The organism is Pseudomonas sp. Marseille-Q5115 (assembly GCF_916618905.1).
Classification (GTDB): domain Bacteria; phylum Pseudomonadota; class Gammaproteobacteria; order Pseudomonadales; family Pseudomonadaceae; genus Aquipseudomonas; species Aquipseudomonas japonica_A.
In genome coordinates this window covers 1364014-1381785 of the sequence record NZ_CAKAKI010000001.1, presented here as the reverse complement: position 1 = coordinate 1381785, position 17772 = coordinate 1364014, and the positions used below count along the sequence as shown (strand labels likewise).

Here is a 17772-nt window from a genome sequence, read left to right as displayed (position 1 = left end):
GAGGTACCCACGTGAACAGCCTGTTCGAACAATCCTCCATGCACACGGCCCTGGCGCGGGCCATCGAACACGCCGGCGGGCCGCGATTCTGGCGCCAGCTGGTACTGCTGCTTCGGCATTGGGTACCGTTCGATAATGCCCTGGGCGTGTTTTACCCCGAGGCTGGCGCCCCGGTCGCCCTTGAGGAATACGACGCTGCCCCTACGCCTGGCCCCGCGTCCAGCCTGCAATACCTAGACGGCCTGTACCTTCTCGACCCGTTCTACCAGGCCTCCCGTGAGGGCATCGCCAGCGGGTTCTATCGCCTGGAAGAAGTGGCCCCGGATCACTTTCACCAGACGGATTATTACCTCAACTATTTCCACGACCATGTGCTGGAGGACGAGGTGCAATACCTGCTGCAGCTGCCAAGCGAAGGCACCCTCTCACTGTCACTGGGCATGCACGAGCGCTTCGGCGCGCAGTATTTGGGCATGCTTACCTTCTGCGCCCCCTGGGTGCTGGCGTTGCTCAAGCAACACTGGGCCCAGGCCCGGCCGAGGTCGGCTGCAACGGTTACCGCGAAGGAGGACAGCCGCACCTTCGTCGGTGACGCCCTCGACCGCTTCGGGGCGCGGGTGTTATCGGAACGGGAGCTGGAAGTGGCACGGCTGATATTGCGCGGCTACTCCTCCAAAGCCATGGCCGAGCGGCTGGGCATTTCGCCCGAGACCGTGAAGGTGCACCGCCGACACCTGTACGCCAAGCTCGACATCTCGGCGCAGCCCGAGCTGTTTTCGTTGTTTATACAGTCGTTGGAGGTGGGCGACGCCCGAGAGCGATAGGCCACAGTAGCAGCGCGCCTTGGCGGCGACCGGCACGACAGGGGCGCTGTTTCGGCGATGGTTTCGTCGCGGGCAAGCCACGCTGCTACAGAGGCGGGCCCAGTATCATCGTGAAGGAAGCGATAGCGACCGATGTAGAAGGACATCCGTTAGAAGAACTTGCCAGAGAGATGTAGAACCCAGGACCATATTTAAGAAAAACTCTTATTCTGTAACGCCATGTGTTTGTCGATAATACCGCGACATCCACATGACATATTTTTCACACCACCTCTTTATTATCGCCTCCCCAAGTAATACAGCGCCCTGCGAGCAACTTTAAGCGCATTGATACATTCGCGTGCCAATTGAAACAACTCGGACATAAGCGGAACGCGCGTTCCAACCTTTCATAGTCTTCCGGCAATCGACCAGGCCGCGCTGCGCTTCGCCCCGTGTTTGCCCTTTGTATTTGAGCCTTCCGATGAGTACAGCAGATCGACAGCCCGCCCGCGAACCTACCTTCAGTATCGCGCTGGTGAACTACAAGACCTACGAAATGACTCGGGCATGCCTGGAGTTGCTCAAGCAGCAGATCGGCGACGCGAACATTCCTGTATGGGTAGTGGATAATGATTCGAAAGATGCCAGTACCACCTACCTGCGCAGCCTGAGCTGGATCAACCTGATCGAACGCCCCCAACCGGCCGGCGAACCCGGGCATATCGCCCATGGCCGGGCGCTGGACCGGGTACTTGAGCAAACTCAGAGCGATTATCTGCTGCTGATGCACACCGACACGTTCATCCATGACCGCCGGGTATTCCAGTGGCTGCTCGACAAGTGCGAGGGCCGTTCCAATGTGGCGGCGGTGGGTTGTGTAGAGCAACTGAACCGAGGATTGCCGCGTACGGTATGGCGGCACGGTTCGCGGTTCTGCAAGCACTATTACCGGCGCCTGTTGGGCCGCCTGGGTGTGCCAGGGCGTGCGCCGAAACCCTGGAAAGAACAGCATTTGAAGAGCTTTTGTACCCTGTGGAACAGCAAGGCGATGAAACAGCACGGCCTGCACTTCTGCATGGATGACCGCGTGCCCGGTTATACCCTGCAAGATCGCATGGAAGCACTTGGGTATAGCATCGCCAAAGTGCCGCCCGGGCGCCTGTTCAAATACCTGGACCACATCCAGGCAGGTACCGTCGCAGCTGCCAACGGCTACGGCGCGAACCATCGCCGCACGCGGATGTACAAGCAGGCCCTGACGCGCGTCGGGGCTTGAACCAGGCCTTGCAAACGGCGGGGGCCCAAAGGCCGGCATAACCTTGAGCAAGGCGTTCCGAGCTCAGGCATAGTCGCCCTGCCCCCTATAGCCGTTTGCAAAGGTATGCCCATGGGTTTCCACGTTTTCTCCTACATCGACCTGATGGGCACGTTCGTCTTTGCCCTCAGCGGCGCCCTGGCCGCCATCAATCGCCAGCTGGACCTTTTCGGTGTCTTCGTCATTGCATTCGTAACCGCTTGCGGCGGCGGCGTGGTGCGTGACCTGTGCATCGGCGCAGTGCCACCCGCCGGCCTGGTCAATATCGAATATGCCGTAGCGGTCGCCCTGGCAGTGACCCTCGCCGGTTGCTTCCAACAGGTGCTGCTTAAACTCACCCAGCCCACGCTGTTTTTCGATGCGGTGGGGTTGGGATTCTTCGCCGCGTTCGGCGCGCACAAGGCCTATACCTACGTCCCGGATACCCAACTGGCGATCCTGTTGGGCGTGGTGTCAGCCGTGGGCGGCGGCGCCATTCGCGACGTGATGCTAAGCCGCGTGCCGGTGGTATTGACCAAAGAAATCTATGCCCTTGCCGCCCTGCTCGGTGCCGCCATACAGGTAATGGGCGAGCTGGGATGGATCGGCCCGCAATTGGCCCCTTGGCTTGCCATCGCCCTCTGTACACTGGTGCGGATGCTATCGCTACGCTACGGATGGAACCTCCCAGGCCTCAAAAAGCCCGCCTGAAGAGGGGCCGCTAGCGGCCTTGCGGGAAAAGCCTTGCACACGCCGGAGTTTCGGTTAGTATCTGGTATACCGTAATACGAGAAACCAACCTCGTACCGTTATCCAGAACAAGGGGAACCGCCGTGGGCTTTGAAATCCGCAAAATCGTCACGTACACCGAGCAAACCTTCATCGAAGGCGGCAAGGCCAGCGAAAAGCCCGTCACCATGGTGGGGCTGGCCGTGGTCATCAAAAACCCCTGGGTGGGCCCGTTCGTTGAAGACCTAAAACCGCTGATCAAGGCCAACTGCTCGGAACTGGGCGCTTTGATGGTAGAGCAACTCACCAGCGCCATTGGCGGCGCAGGCCGCATCGAGGCCTACGGCAAGGCGGCAGTGGTGGGTGCCGACGGCGAGATCGAGCATGCCTCGGCGGTGATTCACACCTTGCGCTTCGGCAACCATTACCGCGAAGCGGTACAAGCCAAGAGTTACCTGAGCTTCACCAACAAGCGTGGCGGCCCGGGCACGTCCATCCAGATCCCGATGATGCACAAGGACGATGAAGGCCTGCGCTCGCACTACATCACCCTGGAAATGAAAATCGAGGACGCGCCACGCGCCGACGAGATCGTGGTGGTACTGGGCGCGGCAGACGGCGGCCGCCTGCATCCGCGCATCGGCAACCGCTACATGGATCTCGAAGAGCTGGCTGCGGAAAAGGCGCAGCAGTGATGAACGCCCGGGCCACTGAATGGACCGCGGCGGGCACTGCTTACCAGGTGACCGGCGAAGGCGAACCCGTGGTGCTCATCCACGGCGTGGGCCTGAACAAGGACATGTGGGGTGGCCAGGTGGTGAGCCTGGCTGAGCAGTACCAGGTGATTACCTATGACATGCTGGGGCACGGCGAAAGCGCCATGCCCCATGCCGATACAGGGCTGGAAGGGTACGCCGGGCAACTGCTCGAGCTGGTCGAACATCTGGGCCTGGCGCGGGTACACGTGGTGGGGTTTTCCATGGGGGGGCTGGTGGCGCGGGCGTTTGCCATGCACTACCGCGAGCGGCTGGCCTCGCTGGTGATCCTCAACAGCGTGTTCGCCCGCACACCGGAGCAACGCGCCGGGGTGGTGGAGCGTACCCGCCAGGCGGCGGAATTCGGGCCCAACGCCAATGCCGAAGCGGCGCTGGCACGGTGGTTCAGCCGCGAGTACCTCGCTGCCAGCCATGCACAGGTGGACAACATCCGCCGCACCCTGGCCAGCAACGACCCGCACGGCTACCTGACTACTTACAGCTTGTTCGCCACCCAGGACATGTACCGGGCAGACGACCTGCCGGGGCTGAACGTGCCTGTGCTGGTGGCCACCGGCGAGCTGGATGCCGGCTCCACGCCGGAGATGGCGCGCCAGCTGGCCGAGCGCATCCCGGGTGCCCAGGTTGCCATCCTGGCTGAACAACGCCACATGATGCCGGTGGAATCGCCGCGGCTGGTCAATCAGCTGCTGGTTGGTTTCCTGGCCAACGTCAAATGCCTGCCAGTGCAGGCTGAGGGGAATGTCGCATGAGCCTGGTTCGTTTTCAGATGTGCATCGCCGGCACCTGGCAGGATGCCCGTTCAGGCCGCACCTTTCAGAGCCTGGACCCCTCCACCGGGCAGGCCTGGGCCGAGCTGCCCGACGCCGACGAAGCCGATGTGGATGTGGCCGTGAAGGCCGCGCAGGCGGCATTCGACAGCCCGGCCTGGCATGGCCTTAGCGCCACGGCGCGGGGCAAGCTGTTGCGCCGCCTGGGTGACCTGATCGCCGAGAACAAAGAGCAACTCGCCCAGCTGGAAAGCCGCGACAACGGCAAGCTGATCCGCGAAACCCGCGGCCAGGTGGGCTATCTTCCGGAATTCTTCCACTACACGGCGGGCCTGGCCGACAAGCTCGAAGGCGGCACCCTTCCCCTCGACAAACCCGACCTCTTCGCCTACACCGTGCACGAGCCCCTGGGCGTAGTGGCCGGGATCATTCCCTGGAACAGCCCGCTGTACCTCACGGCCATCAAGCTGGCGCCAGCCCTCGCGGCGGGCAACACCATCGTACTCAAACCCTCCGAACACGCCTCGGCAACGCTGATCGAGCTGGCCAGGCTGGCATTGGAAGCCGGCATACCACCAGGGGTGGTCAACGTAGTCACCGGTTATGGCCCCAGCACCGGCGCGGCATTGGTGCGTCACCCGCTGGTGCGCAAGGTGGCGTTCACTGGCGGCGCGGCCACCGCCCGCCACGTGGTGCGCGGCACGGCCGAGAACTTCGCCAAGTTGTCGCTGGAGCTGGGCGGCAAGTCCCCCAACATCATCTTCGCCGACGCCGACCTGGACAGCGCCATCAACGGCGTGATCGCCGGGATTTATGCGGCCTCCGGGCAAAGCTGCGTGGCCGGGTCGCGCCTGCTGGTGCAGGCCGAAATCTACGACACGTTCGTGGAGCGCCTGATCGAGCGCGCCCGCCGCATCAAGATCGGTGCCCCTCGCGAAGAGGCTACGGAGATGGGGCCCATGGCCACCGAGCAACAGCTGGGTGTGGTGGAACGGCTGGTGAGCGAAGCCGTGGCCGAAGGCGCGGTACTGCGCATGGGCGGCAAGCGCCCCACGGTAGATAGCCAGGGCTGGTACTACGAGCCCACGCTGTTCGAGTGCGACCGGCATTCGATGAAGATCATGCAGGAAGAGGTCTTCGGCCCGGTGGCCTCGGTGATCCGCTTCAGCACCGAAGCCGAGGCGCTGGAGCTAGCCAACGATTCGGAATACGGCCTGGCTGCCGGCATCTGGACCCGCGACCTGGGCCGCGCCCATCGCCTGGCCCGAGATGTGCGCTCCGGGATCATCTGGGTGAACACCTACCGCGCGGTGTCGGCCATGGCGCCGATCGGCGGGTTCAAGAACAGTGGCTACGGCCGGGAAAGCGGCATCGACTCGGTGCTGGCGTACACAGAACAAAAAACGGTGTGGATCAACCTGTCCCAGGCACCCATGCCAGACCCATTCGTGATGCGTTAAGAGGTAAGGCGGCAATGATCGAAGCCCAAGTATACAAAGAGGTGATGGCCTCCTTTCCGTCCGGCGTGACGGTGGTGACCACCCTGGACACCGAAGGTGACCTGGTCGGCATTACCGCCAGCGCCTTCAGTGCCCTCTCGCTGGACCCGGCCCTGGTGCTGTTCTGCCCTAACTACAGCTCCAACACCTACCCGGCGCTGCTCGAACGCAAGCATTTCGCGATCCACCTGCTATCCGGAGAGCAACAGGCGCAGGCGTTCGCCTTTGCCAGCAAAAGCAAGGAGAAGGCCCGCGAATTGCCTTGGACCCTCAGCGCCCTGGGCAACCCGATCCTCGAGGGCGCCACGGCGATCATCGAGTGCACGCTGTGGCGGGAATACGAAGGTGGGGACCACGCGATCATTGTGGGCGAGGTACAGAACCTGATCCTGCCCACCGACCCGGTTACGCCGATGATTTACCACCGCGGCAAGCTGGGCGCCCTGCCGGTGTTCTGCTGAAACTCCCACTTGAGGTAGCTGTGCATGATCAGCCTTTTTCGCGAGCAAGCATTCATTGCCGGCCGTTGGCGTGACGCCCTGGCTGGGCGCACCCAAGCGGTACATAACCCGGCGACCGGCGCGCTGGTGGGCCACGTGCCGGACTTCGGCGCGGCCGAGGCGCGGGAAGCGATCAGCGCCGCCGAAAGCGCCCTGCCCGCCTGGCGCGCCCTGAAGGCTGGGGACCGCGCCGCCTTCCTCAAGCGCTGGCACGCCCTGGTGCTGGAACACACCGAGGCACTGGCGGCCATTCTTGTGGCCGAGCAAGGCAAGCCGTTGGCTGAGGCGCGGGGTGAGATCCTCTACGCCGCCAGCTTTGTGGAGTGGTTCGCCGAAGAAGCGCGGCGGGTGTATGGCGACATTATCCCCAGCCACAAGGATGGCGCGCGCATTCTCGTCACCAAGGCGCCGGTGGGCGTGGTCGCGGCCATTACCCCGTGGAATTTCCCTGCGGCCATGGTGACCCGCAAGCTAGCGCCGGCGCTGGCCGCGGGTTGCACGTGCATACTCAAGCCGGCCCCGGACACGCCCTTCACCGCGCTGGCACTTGTTGCTCTGGCCGAGGAAGCCGGCCTGCCCGCCGGGGTACTTAATGTGATCACCGGTGACGCCATCGCCATTGGCGCCGAATTGACGGCCAGCCCGGTAGTGCGAAAGTTGTCCTTCACGGGCTCCACGGCGGTGGGCAAACACTTGATGGCCCAGTGCGCGCCCACGTTGAAAAAACTATCGCTGGAGCTGGGCGGCAATGCGCCCTTTATCGTGTTCGACGACGCCAATCTGGAAGCCGCTGTGGAAGGTGCCCTGATGGCGAAATTTCGCAACGCCGGGCAAACCTGCGTGTGCGTCAACCGCTTCCTGGTGCAAGCTGGCATTCACGATCGGTTTGTGGCGCGGCTGGCCGAACGCATGGGCGAGCTGGTAGTAGGCGAAGGTACGCAGCCTGGGGTTACCCAGGGGCCGCTGATCAACCAGGCGGCGGTGGTGAAAACCGAGCAGCACATCGCCGATGCGCTGGAACACGGGGCACGCCTGCTGTGCGGCGGGGAACGCCACGCGCTGGGCCACGGTTTTTTCCAACCCACCCTGCTCAGTGAGGTCACCCCGGCCATGCGGGTAGCCCGCGAAGAAACCTTCGGCCCGTTGGCCGCGGTGTTTCGCTTCACTGACGAACAAGAAGCGATCGCCTTGGCCAACGATACCGACTCGGGCCTTGCTGCCTATTGCTATACCCGAGACCTGGGCCGTGCGTTTCGTATGAGCGAAGCCCTGGAATACGGCATGGTGGGCATCAATGAAGGTTTGATTTCCACGGAAGTGGCGCCTTTCGGCGGGATCAAGGCGTCGGGGCTGGGGCGCGAAGGCTCGCGCTACGGCCTCGAGGACTACCTGGAGGTGCGCTATACCCTGATGGGTGGGCTTGCAGCCGGGGAATAGCCTGCCTAGCCTTGAGGTTCCGGCGTGCCAATGAAAAGATACGCACTCTCCGCTTTACCTGAGTTCAAGAGCACTTATGAAACGCACGCCACTCGACGACAGCTTCAAGGTCAATCGCAATCCCGTGACACTGCGCGAGATCGTGCTCGACAAACTTCGCAGCGCCATCATGAATTTCCAGCTTCTGCCGGGCGACCGCCTCGTGGAGCGGGACCTGTGTGACCGCCTGGGCGTGAGCCGCACGTCCGTACGCGAAGCGCTGCGCCACCTGGAATCCGAAGGCCTGGTGGAGTTTGCCGACGCCAAGGGCCCTCGCGTGGCGATCATCACGCTGGAGGACGCCTGCAACATTTACGAGCTGCGCGCCGCGCTCGAGGGCCTGATCGTGCAGCTGTTCACCCTGCGCGCCAAGGCCAAGAACATCCGCGCACTGGAAAAAGCCCTCGCGGTGAACCGCCAGGCACTGGAAGAAGGTGACCTGCCGCAGGTTCTGGACTCGGTTCAAGGCTTCTATGAAGTGCTCATGGAAGGCTGTGGCAACCAGGTAGCAGCCACCCAACTGCGCCAGCTCCAGGCCCGCATCAGCTACTTGCGCGCGACCTCGGTGTCCCAGGAAAACCGACGCGGCGCCAGTAACCATGAAATGGAAAAAATGGTTGAAGCGATCAAAAGCGGCGACCCGAAGGCCGCCTTCGAAGCGTCTGTGGATCATGTCCACGCCGCTGCACGGGTTGCGCTCGACTACCTGCGGCGCAAGCAGGAAAGCGACACCAAGCTGCCTGACATGATCGAACCCTTGGCTGTACCTCAGCCTGCGGTAGGCCGCTGACATGCCTGCGCCCCGCTATTGTTCGCAATGCGGCGGGGCCGACCTGCAACACGGCTGCCCACCCGGGGACACACACTCACGGCTGTTATGTGCCACCTGCGGCTTCGTTCACTACGTAAACCCGAAGATCATCGCCGGGTGCATCGTGGAACACGAAGGCCGCTACCTGCTGAGCCAGCGCGCGATCGCGCCGCGGCCTGGTACCTGGACCCTCCCGGCAGGCTTCATGGAAGCCGGCGAAACCACGGAGCAGGCCGCGCTGCGGGAAGTGTGGGAGGAAACCGGGGTGCAGGCCCGCATCGTCGCGCCCTACTCCATCTTCAGCGTGCCGCGCATCAGCGAGGTGTACATCGTGTTCCGCGCGGCGCTGGTGAGCATGGAAGACACCTGGGGCAGCGAGTCCCTGGACCGGCGCCTGTTCCTGCCGGATGACATTCCCTGGGACAACATCTACTACCCGGCCATCCGGCAGATCCTCGAGCGTTACATCCACGAACGCGCGGCCGGGGTGTATGGGCTGTACATGGGCAATGACGAAGACGGGCAGGTTCATTTCGTGCGGTGAATCCTGGTGTTCCCAGGCTCCGCCCTCTCAACCATCACCCGCCGCTTACACGCCCTCCACAATAACGATCCTGGCTACTCCCGCCCCTTCCCGATGCGCCGCTGCCGCCTGGTACTCCGGCGAGTTGTAGCAAGCCACCGCCTGTTCGTAGGAATCGAACTCGATCACCACGTTGCGGGGCGCCGCCGGGCCGTTCTCCATGGCTTCACAGCGCCCGCCGCGGGCCAGGAACCGGCCGCCGTAACGCGCGAAGGCCTCTGGCGCGCGGCTCGTGTATTGGGTGTATTGCTCCGGGTCGGTCACGTCCACGTGGGCGATCCAATAGCCTTTCATGCGGTGCTCCTCATCTTGGTTAATGTGTAATATGGTATACCAACTTATATCATTGCGCGTATCGAGAGTGCCATGCCGTTCGACAGCATAGAAGCAATCCTGGAAGACTACCGTCAAGGCAAGATGGTGTTGATGGTTGATGACGAAGACCGCGAGAACGAAGGCGACCTGCTGCTGGCGGCAGATAGCTGCGATGCGGCGGCAATCAACTTCATGGCCCGCGAGGCACGGGGGCTTATTTGCCTTACCTTGACCGACGAGCACTGTCAGCGCCTCGGGCTTGAACAGATGGTGCCCACCAACGGCAGCGGTTTCAGTACCGCGTTCACCGTGTCCATCGAAGCGGCCACTGGTGTGTCCACCGGCATTTCCGCCGCCGACCGCGCTCGCACGGTCGCCGTTGCAGTACACCCGGATTCCCGTGCGCAAGACATCGTGCAGCCGGGGCATATCTTCCCGGTACGTGCGCGGGATGGGGGCGTGCTTACCCGCGCCGGCCATACCGAAGCGGGCTGCGATCTGGCACGCCTGGCGGGCTTCACGCCGGCCTCGGTGATTGTGGAAGTGATGAACGATGACGGCAGCATGGCCCGCCGGCCCGACCTGGAAGCCTTTGCGCAGCGGCATGCCATTCGTATCGGCACCATCGCCGACCTGATCCATTACCGCCTGAGCACCGAACACACGGTAAGGCGTATCGGCGAACGTGAACTGCCCACCGTGCATGGCACCTTCCGCCTGCTCACCTACGAAGATCGCATTACCGGCGGCGTGCACATGGCCATGGTGATGGGCCAACCGATGCGCAACCAGCCCACGCTGGTGCGCGTGCATGCGATTGACCCGCTGCGCGACCTGGTGGGCGCCGAATACACGGGCCCGGCCAACTGGACCCTCTGGGCGGCGCTGCAAAAGGTGGCCGACGCGGGCCATGGCGTGGTGGTGATCCTCGCCCACCACGAATCCTCCCAGGCGCTGCTCGAACGGGTACCACAGCTGACCCAGGCGCCCAAGCGCTTTGCCCCGGGCGCCACCCGTACCTATTCGGAAACCGGCACCGGAGCCCAGATTTTGCAGGATTTGGGCGTAGGCAAGATTCGCCACCTGGGCCCACCGATCAAGTACAACGGCTTGGCCGGCTATGACCTTGAAGTGGTGGAAAACCTACCGTTCGAACCCGCCTGACAGCCGTAAAGCCCCTGTAACGACGGGAAGCTCTTGCGCAATTTTTGGAATACCATAATATGATATTCCAAGGCCATAACTGATCAGTGCACCTGTATTCACAGCAACGCTGATGCCCGATCCGGCCACGCTTCACGTCCACTGGACCACTGCTCCCGAACAAACGCGGGTGCCACACAGCCCGCATAACCACAAGAAAGCGAGGGCGTAATCATGGTGTTTAGAAAACAGGCGGTCGCGGCATGTGTTGCCGGGTTGCTGACAATTGGCGGCAGCGCCTGCAACGCGGACGAAACCATGAGTTTCGTCAGCTGGGGCGGTTCCACCCAGGACGCCCAGCGCGATGCCTGGGCTGCCCCGTTCAGCAAGGCCAGCGGTGTGAACGTGGTGATGGATGGGCCGACCGACTACGGCAAACTCAAGGCCATGGTCGAGAGCGGCAACGTGCAATGGGACGTTGTGGATGTGGAAGCTGACTTTGCCCTGCGTGCCGCCGCGGAAGGGCTGCTGGAGCCGCTGGATTTCTCGGTGATCAAGCGTGACACGCTGGACCCGCGTTTTGTGTCCGATAACGGCGTGGGCTCGTTCTACTTTTCTTTCGTACTGGGCTACAACGAAGGCAAGGTAGGCAGCACGCCGCCGCAATCCTGGGCGGCGCTGTTCGACACCGCCAAATACCCCGGCAAGCGCGCCCTGTACAAGTGGCCTAGCCCGGGCGTACTGGAACTGGCTTTGCTGGCTGACGGCGTAGCAGCAGACAAGTTGTATCCGCTGGACCTGGACCGCGCCTTCAAGAAGCTGGACACCATCAAGCCCAACATTGTGTGGTGGGGCGGCGGCGCCCAGTCCCAGCAGCTGCTGGCGTCAGGCGAAGCCACGCTTGGCCAGTTCTGGAACGGGCGGATTTACGCCCTCCAGCAGGACGGCGCACCGGTAGGGGTGAGCTGGAAGCAGAACCTGGTGATGGCCGACTTCCTGGTCATTCCCAAAGGCTCGAAAAACAAGGCCGCCGCCATGCGCTTCCTCGCGGCGGCCAGCAGTGCCAAAGGCCAGGCTGATTTTTCCAACCTTACCGCCTATGCGCCTGTGAACAACGACAGCATCCCTCGCCTGGATTCGGCCTTGGCGCCTAACCTGCCCACCGCCTACGCCAAAGACCAGATCACCCTCGACTACGCATACTGGGCCAAGAACGGCCCGGCTATTGCCACACGGTGGAACGAATGGCTGGTCAAGTGAAGCTCCACACCGCTGCCCCGTTGCCGTTGCCCGGTGCCGCAACCCCTGCACGGCCTGTGGCCGGCAAGAGTGAACGGCCCTGGCGCGGCAGTGGGAACCTGCTGCCGGCGCTGGTTTTCCTCGGGCTGTTCTTTTTCGCGCCGTTGATTGGCCTGCTGTTGCGCGGGGTGCTGGAGCCCACCCCGGGGCTGGGCAATTACGAACAACTATTCGCCAACTCCGCTTACGCGAGGGTGTTGCTTAATACCTTCTCCGTGGCCGGGCTGGTGACTGTGTTCAGCCTGCTGCTGGGGTTCCCGCTCGCTTGGGTAATCACCCTGGTACCGCGCGGTTGGGGCCGCTGGCTACTGAACGTGGTGTTGCTGTCGATGTGGACCAGCCTGCTGGCACGTACCTATGCCTGGCTGGTGCTGCTGCAGGCGTCCGGTGTCATCAACAAGGCGCTGATGGCCCTGGGCATCATCGACCAGCCGCTGGAGATGGTGCACAACCTCACCGGCGTGGTGATCGGCATGACCTACATCATGATCCCCTTCATCGTGCTGCCGCTGCAGGCCACCATGCAGGCCATCGACCCCATGGTGATACAGGCGGGCGCGATCTGTGGCGCCACCCCTTGGACCAACTTCGTGCGAGTGTTCCTGCCATTGTGCCGCCCCGGGTTGTTCTCGGGCGCCCTCATGGTGTTCGTGATGTCGCTGGGGTACTACGTGACCCCTGCCCTGCTGGGTGGCGCGCAGAACATGATGCTGCCGGAGTTCATCGTGCAACAGGTGCAGTCCTTCCTCAACTGGGGCCTGGCCAGCGCTGCCGCGGCCTTGCTGGTGCTGATCACGCTGGTGCTGTTTTACGTCTATCTCAAGCTGCAGCCGGAGTCTCCGGTGGGCGCTGCCAACGGGAGGTAATGCACATGTTGCTCACTGCCAACGCCATGGGCCCGCGCCTGCGCTGGGGCCTTTATCTGTCCACCGGGGTGATTGCGCTGTTTCTGTTGTTGCCGGTGGTGTTCATCGTGTTGTTGTCGTTCGGCTCGTCCCAATGGCTGGTGTTTCCGCCACCGGGCTGGACGGTGAAATGGTATGCACAGTTCTTCGCCAACGCCGAGTGGATGGCCGCGGCCTGGTCGAGCCTCAAGGTGGCCTTACTGACCACCGTGTTCGCGGTCGCGCTGGGTGTGCCGACGGCCTTCGCCCTGGTACGTGGCCGATTCATCGGGCGGGAGCTGCTGTATGCGCTGTTCACCCTGCCGATGATCGTGCCGCTGGTGATCATCGCGGTGGCCGTGTACGCACTGTTTCTCAAGCTGGGCCTCACCGGCACGCTGTTCTCCTTTGTGGTGAGCCATGTGATCGTGGCGCTGCCGTTCACCATCATCTCCATCATCAACTCGCTCAAGCTGTTCGACCGTTCCATCGAGGACGCCGCGGTGATCTGCGGCGCCTCGCGGATACAGGCGATCCTGCGGGTAACCTTTCCCGGCATTCGGCCGGGGTTGATCTCCGGGGGGCTGTTCGCGTTCCTGGTGTCCTGGGATGAGGTAGTGCTCAGCGTGATGATGGCCAGCCCTACCCTGCAAACGTTGCCTGTAAAGATGTGGACCACCCTTCGCCAGGACCTGACCCCGGTGATCGCCGTCGCCTCGACCTTGCTGATCGCCCTGTCGGTACTGGTCATGCTTATCGCCACCGGCCTGCGCCGCCGCAACGACGCCCGCGCTTTGGAGCTGCAATGAACGCCATCCTCAAGCCAACGCCGCACACCACGCTGGTCAGCCTGCGCCAGTTGAACAAGCACTATGGCGACTTTACCGCCGTGGACAACCTGTCGTTGGAGATCCAGGACGGCGAGTTCCTGACCTTCCTGGGGTCCAGCGGGTCTGGCAAAAGCACTACGTTGTCCATGCTCGCGGGCTTCGAAACGCCCAGCTCGGGTGAGATCGAAGTGGCCGGCCGCTCGCTGGTGAACGTGCCGCCGCACAAGCGGGACATCGGCATGGTGTTCCAGCGCTATTCGCTGTTCCCGCACATGTCGGTGCGCGACAACATTGCCTTCCCTCTGGCCATCCGCAAGCTGCCCGCCGCCGAGCGCGACAAGCGCGTGAACGCCATGCTCAAGCTGGTGCAGCTCGAAGCCTTCGCCCATCGCCGCCCAGCCCAGCTGTCGGGCGGGCAGCAGCAACGCGTGGCCATTGCCCGGGCGTTGGTGTACGAGCCACGCATCCTGCTGATGGACGAACCGCTGGGCGCGCTGGACAAAAAGCTGCGTGAAGACCTGCAAGACGAACTGCGCCACTTGCACCGGCGCCTGGGCATCACCATCGTGTACGTGACCCACGACCAGGAAGAAGCCATGCGGCTGTCCCAGCGCATCGCGATTTTCAGCCATGGAAAAGTGGTGGGCCTGGGCAGCGGCGTAGAGCTGTACCAGAACCCGCCCAATGCGTTCGTGGCCTCGTTCCTGGGCAACTCCAACTTCCTCCAGGCAACGGCCACCGGCAACGCGGGCGCGGTGTTCGAAGGCCAGCCCGTGAGCATTCGGCCACAGGCCCAAACCGGCAGCCAGCAACCGCTGTTGCTGATGGTCCGCCCCGAGAAAGCCCTCGCCCTTAGTCAGGCCGCAGCCGCCGCCACACCCCTGCCCCCAGGCTGGAATGAAGTGGCCGCTACGGTAAGCGAAGTGTTGTTCCTGGGCGAAAGCCAGACCTGCTCGGCCGTCACCGCCGGCGGCACCGCCCTTACGGTGAAGGCACTGTCCGCCAGCGGCATGGCGCTCACCCCGGGCGAAGCCGTTCGCGTGCGCTGGGCGGCGGGTGATGCCTGCGTGTATACGGAATGGGCGGCTGCGGATTTGAAGAAGGGGTGAGGGGATAGGGACTAATGAGTGGCCCTTCAACGCTTTTCGCTACTAGCGTACGTATCTGGAGTCGTTCCGAGGCAATCTACCGGAGAAGCCGTAAGGCCAGCACACTCAGCTGGGATCGCAACAGCAGCGCCCAGCAGAGATCAGACCATGGGCGGCTGCCAGCTGGTATGCAGGCCGCCAAACCGGCCTAACATTGCCATAGTGTTCGGTTTATCTGCCGTTCCGGAAAAACGTCGTGCCCAATCTATCGACCCATAATTTCGGACGAAGGAATAACAATGGCGTCCTGTTTGATCCATCCTCCGGGCTTTCCGTACAGTGACTCGGCTTTTAAGTCAGGAACTTGGATGTTCACCCCTCCCTTAGAAGGTGATGACACGCCATAGGCCGGGGTAGGATTGGCAGGAGGTATAGTCGGCGACGCTGGAGGGTCAGGTGTCGCGGTACATTCCTCGCCTTCATCCAAGATTATGCAGATTGCATAGGTATCCGCGGCAGAAAATAGAGCTCCAGCCGATACAATAATTAACATAAACAGTGGCGCGAAATTCTTCATTTCAGTTCCTCGCGATAGAGCTGAGTGACCACACTCACCAAGCACCTTTGAAATTTGCTGGCCTCGCGTGCCTTACAGCGATTGAAGAGTTCGACAAGTTGATTCTGTTTCACTAACGCGATGTTTTCTGGGGAGCCAGGCATAGAGCCAGGGAGGCCAGATGGCGGGGAAAATTGTGTAAGCACTTGTATATAGCCGGGCACAGCTGCGGTCGCATAATGATTATTCAACAATGCACCACCGGAAGCCATAACTGCCCCACTGAAGAATATCGCAAAACCCGTGGAAGCCGTCTTTATATTGATTAGCCCTCCCGCCAGCGGCGCTCCCGCCTCAGCCCCCCCATCATTGATGCCGAGCACGACAAACATAATACCAAGACACATGACCGCGAAGCCAATATGAATAATCGTAAGCTTCATGGCTTGCTTATTTAGCATAGTCTTCTGGTTTGACTGCTCTACATACATGAGGGAATAAAGTATATAGTCATTCGCACTGGTGAAAACCTCCTTGAGCGGCGCGAATCCCTCGAGCAATGCTCGCTCAGATTCTGTAGGATAGAGTTTCTCCGATACTACCTGGAGATTGCTATAGGCGGTAACGAGCAAAAAAACAGGCATCAATACGCCAAACATTACGACAGCTATGTTTCGAGCCATGCGCCTCATCAATCATACGCTCCTACACCGTATCCCGATTCCAAAGCCGAATTTCTATGCGCAACGCCGCTAAAATACCAGGCCGTATACCAGGTAGGGTTTTTATGGGAATGGAAAAGCTTACGCCTTTCTTATCTGGCAACTCCTGGGTCGTGCATTTTTTCGTTGCTTGGTTGGGCGTTTCGCTCTGGAAACCATGGAACATTTCGTACCCACTGGGCTCAGTGGGGTTCGGGATGGCCTCCACCAGAATCAGCTCTCTGTAGATGTAGCTGCCCTCATAATGCTGGTCCCGCCAGAAGATATTATCGACGGTATAGTCAGGCACCAGCACAGCCAGATCGAACGCGAAGGCGACAGACTTTGCCTGATTTACACTTTTGGTCTCGTCTAGGAACACCGAGAACAAATGAGGGCTATTGCTTCGGTCGGGGGTAGGTAGACCATTAACCATCGAAAACAGCTCATCGTACATTCGATGGATTGCCGAGTTCTCCCTGACAACCCGACGGTGCATCTGCCATTGGCTGCCTCGCACGCTGGCGACGATTTCGAATTGATACGACGCCCTTACCTCTTTGCCCTTGCTTTTTTCAGCCTGTATGTCAGCAGGCAGGGTCAATTCTTCAATGTCCAGTATCCCATCGATACGCAGGGTCCCGAACAGGAAACGCGTTAGATTCTGGTATCCCTCTTCCGAGTTAACTATGCCGTAGTGACCCGAATGGCTGCGATGAGCAAAGGCCGCCGGGGAATGGACTATCTGATCTCCGCAGCGGGAAAAGGTCGTGGCGTTGACGATCCGGACTAAGCCATCACTGCGATCACCCACTGCCCACGCACTCATACCTTTCATGACTGTGTAATCGCTAGGGTTGGTACCCACTAGATTAAATACCCGCTCGGCTGGAAAATTGGTCAGCACGGAAACCTGTGGCTCATTAGGGGGTAGCAATTGCTCCGGCGGAATGGCGAAGTAGTCGGCCATGCGGTCACGGTTGAAGTTGTTAGCGTCTCCGAACGTGGCCCATGCAGGGACATTGCGCACAATCCGCAGATCGATACCGTTATGCGGCGTAGCGTAGGTGAACAGTTTATCGACGGCCTTGCGCGCCTCGGAGCTGCCTAAATTGGGGTTTTGTAAAAAGGCACGGGCAACCAGGCCACCCATGGAGTGGGCTACCAGATAACAGCGGAAGTCTCCCTTGGTCACTTCATTATTCAGCGGCTTGCCCGTTATAGGGTCATCCCCCTGGCGGCACACTAACGCGCGCACCCGAAGAATCAGATCGCTCAGCCCTTTAGCAAAGTGCTGAATCGGGGGGGTATTCCCGCTACCGAAGGTCTCTGATGCCTCGTCGTAATAGCGGAAGATGATGATGGATTGATAAGGGAGCGCGATGCCACGCAATAATGGCTGGGTTGGATCCTTGGGGTCGGGTTCGGTAAGGTCCTGGCCGTTAACGTAGATGTCGTCGTAACGGCGCTCGCTCTGCTGCATGCCTTGGTTGAGCCATACGATCTCGTCTTTGAGGCGCACCATGGGAGACTCGAAAAAAAATTTCTGGACCTTGCCGTTCCACAGCTGCCGCGACTTAGATGAGCCGATATTGAAACCCATATAAGGGTCGGCAACCGTTTCTTCTATTTCGTCGCTGGTGGCGGCAAAGCCACGCACATAAATGATTGGATGGTAAGGATGATGCTTATTCATGACGGGCTCCGTTTTG

The 17772-nt window shown here is 61.3% G+C and carries 18 protein-coding genes; 15 read left to right on the top strand and 3 right to left on the bottom strand.

What is annotated here, in order from left to right; genetic code table 11:
• The first annotated feature begins 11 nt into the window (after positions 1 to 11).
• The 10 genes from LG385_RS06735 (at position 12) to LG385_RS06690 (ending at position 9205) form a co-directional block, all read left to right on the top strand.
• Complete coding sequence (locus LG385_RS06735) at positions 12 to 824, top strand: helix-turn-helix transcriptional regulator (protein WP_225773436.1); 813 nt, start codon at positions 12 to 14, stop codon at positions 822 to 824.
• Between the two features lie 463 nt (positions 825 to 1287).
• Positions 1288 to 2082 (top strand): glycosyltransferase, encoded by a 795-nt coding sequence (locus LG385_RS06730; protein ID WP_225773434.1) that lies wholly within the window; start codon positions 1288 to 1290, stop codon positions 2080 to 2082.
• A gap of 111 nt (positions 2083 to 2193) precedes the next feature.
• Positions 2194 to 2811, top strand: a complete 618-nt coding sequence (locus LG385_RS06725; protein ID WP_181120632.1) for a trimeric intracellular cation channel family protein — start codon at positions 2194 to 2196, stop codon at positions 2809 to 2811.
• 122 nt (positions 2812 to 2933) lie between these two features.
• Entirely contained in the window at positions 2934 to 3524 is a 591-nt protein-coding gene (locus LG385_RS06720) for an amino acid synthesis family protein (protein WP_181112314.1), read from the top strand.
• Positions 3524 to 4357 (top strand): alpha/beta fold hydrolase, encoded by an 834-nt coding sequence (locus tag LG385_RS06715; RefSeq protein ID WP_225773432.1) that lies wholly within the window; start codon positions 3524 to 3526, stop codon positions 4355 to 4357. The genes LG385_RS06720 and LG385_RS06715 overlap by 1 nt, the downstream gene beginning before the upstream one ends.
• A complete protein-coding gene (locus tag LG385_RS06710; RefSeq protein ID WP_225773430.1) occupies positions 4354 to 5835 on the top strand; it encodes an aldehyde dehydrogenase in 1482 nt (493 codons plus the stop codon). Before LG385_RS06715 ends, LG385_RS06710 begins: the two co-directional genes overlap by 4 nt.
• Positions 5836 to 5849: 14 nt before the next feature.
• Entirely contained in the window at positions 5850 to 6335 is a 486-nt protein-coding gene (locus LG385_RS06705; RefSeq protein ID WP_181112320.1) for a flavin reductase family protein, read from the top strand.
• A 24-nt stretch (positions 6336 to 6359) separates the two neighbouring features.
• The gene (locus tag LG385_RS06700) at positions 6360 to 7811 is read left to right on the top strand and encodes an NAD-dependent succinate-semialdehyde dehydrogenase (protein ID WP_225773428.1); all 1452 of its coding nucleotides are present in this window, start codon (positions 6360 to 6362) and stop codon (positions 7809 to 7811) included.
• 76 nt (positions 7812 to 7887) lie between these two features.
• Entirely contained in the window at positions 7888 to 8640 is a 753-nt protein-coding gene (locus LG385_RS06695) for a GntR family transcriptional regulator (protein WP_181112324.1), read from the top strand.
• Position 8641: 1 nt separating this feature from the next.
• Positions 8642 to 9205, top strand: a complete 564-nt coding sequence (locus tag LG385_RS06690; RefSeq protein WP_181112326.1) for an NUDIX hydrolase — start codon at positions 8642 to 8644, stop codon at positions 9203 to 9205.
• A gap of 45 nt (positions 9206 to 9250) precedes the next feature.
• Here the strand turns inward: LG385_RS06690 and LG385_RS06685 are convergent, their stop codons facing one another.
• The gene (locus LG385_RS06685; protein ID WP_181112328.1) at positions 9251 to 9538 is read right to left on the bottom strand and encodes a DUF1330 domain-containing protein; all 288 of its coding nucleotides are present in this window, start codon (positions 9536 to 9538) and stop codon (positions 9251 to 9253) included.
• 72 nt (positions 9539 to 9610) lie between these two features.
• Here LG385_RS06685 and ribBA point away from each other — a divergent pair, with 72 nt between their 5' ends.
• From ribBA to LG385_RS06660, 5 genes are all read left to right on the top strand, one after another.
• On the top strand, positions 9611 to 10723 hold the full coding sequence (gene ribBA / locus LG385_RS06680) for a bifunctional 3,4-dihydroxy-2-butanone-4-phosphate synthase/GTP cyclohydrolase II (protein ID WP_225773426.1): 1113 nt from the start codon (positions 9611 to 9613) through the stop codon (positions 10721 to 10723).
• A gap of 213 nt (positions 10724 to 10936) precedes the next feature.
• Entirely contained in the window at positions 10937 to 11962 is a 1026-nt protein-coding gene (locus LG385_RS06675; RefSeq protein WP_225773424.1) for an ABC transporter substrate-binding protein, read from the top strand.
• The gene (locus LG385_RS06670; protein ID WP_225773422.1) at positions 11947 to 12867 is read left to right on the top strand and encodes an ABC transporter permease; all 921 of its coding nucleotides are present in this window, start codon (positions 11947 to 11949) and stop codon (positions 12865 to 12867) included. Before LG385_RS06675 ends, LG385_RS06670 begins: the two co-directional genes overlap by 16 nt.
• A 5-nt stretch (positions 12868 to 12872) precedes the next feature.
• Entirely contained in the window at positions 12873 to 13694 is an 822-nt protein-coding gene (locus LG385_RS06665) for an ABC transporter permease (protein WP_225773420.1), read from the top strand.
• Positions 13691 to 14824 carry an ABC transporter ATP-binding protein gene (locus tag LG385_RS06660; RefSeq protein ID WP_225773418.1) on the top strand — a complete coding sequence of 378 codons (1134 nt, stop codon included), beginning with the start codon at positions 13691 to 13693 and terminating at the stop codon, positions 14822 to 14824. The genes LG385_RS06665 and LG385_RS06660 overlap by 4 nt, the downstream gene beginning before the upstream one ends.
• Positions 14825 to 15376: 552 nt before the next feature.
• On the opposite strand, the gene LG385_RS06655 is transcribed toward LG385_RS06660, so the two are convergent.
• On the bottom strand, positions 15377 to 16042 hold the full coding sequence (locus LG385_RS06655; protein WP_225773415.1) for a hypothetical protein: 666 nt from the start codon (positions 16040 to 16042) through the stop codon (positions 15377 to 15379).
• A 22-nt stretch (positions 16043 to 16064) separates the two neighbouring features.
• The gene (locus LG385_RS06650) at positions 16065 to 17756 is read right to left on the bottom strand and encodes a GPI inositol-deacylase (RefSeq protein ID WP_225773413.1); all 1692 of its coding nucleotides are present in this window, start codon (positions 17754 to 17756) and stop codon (positions 16065 to 16067) included.
• Positions 17757 to 17772 lie beyond the last annotated feature (16 nt).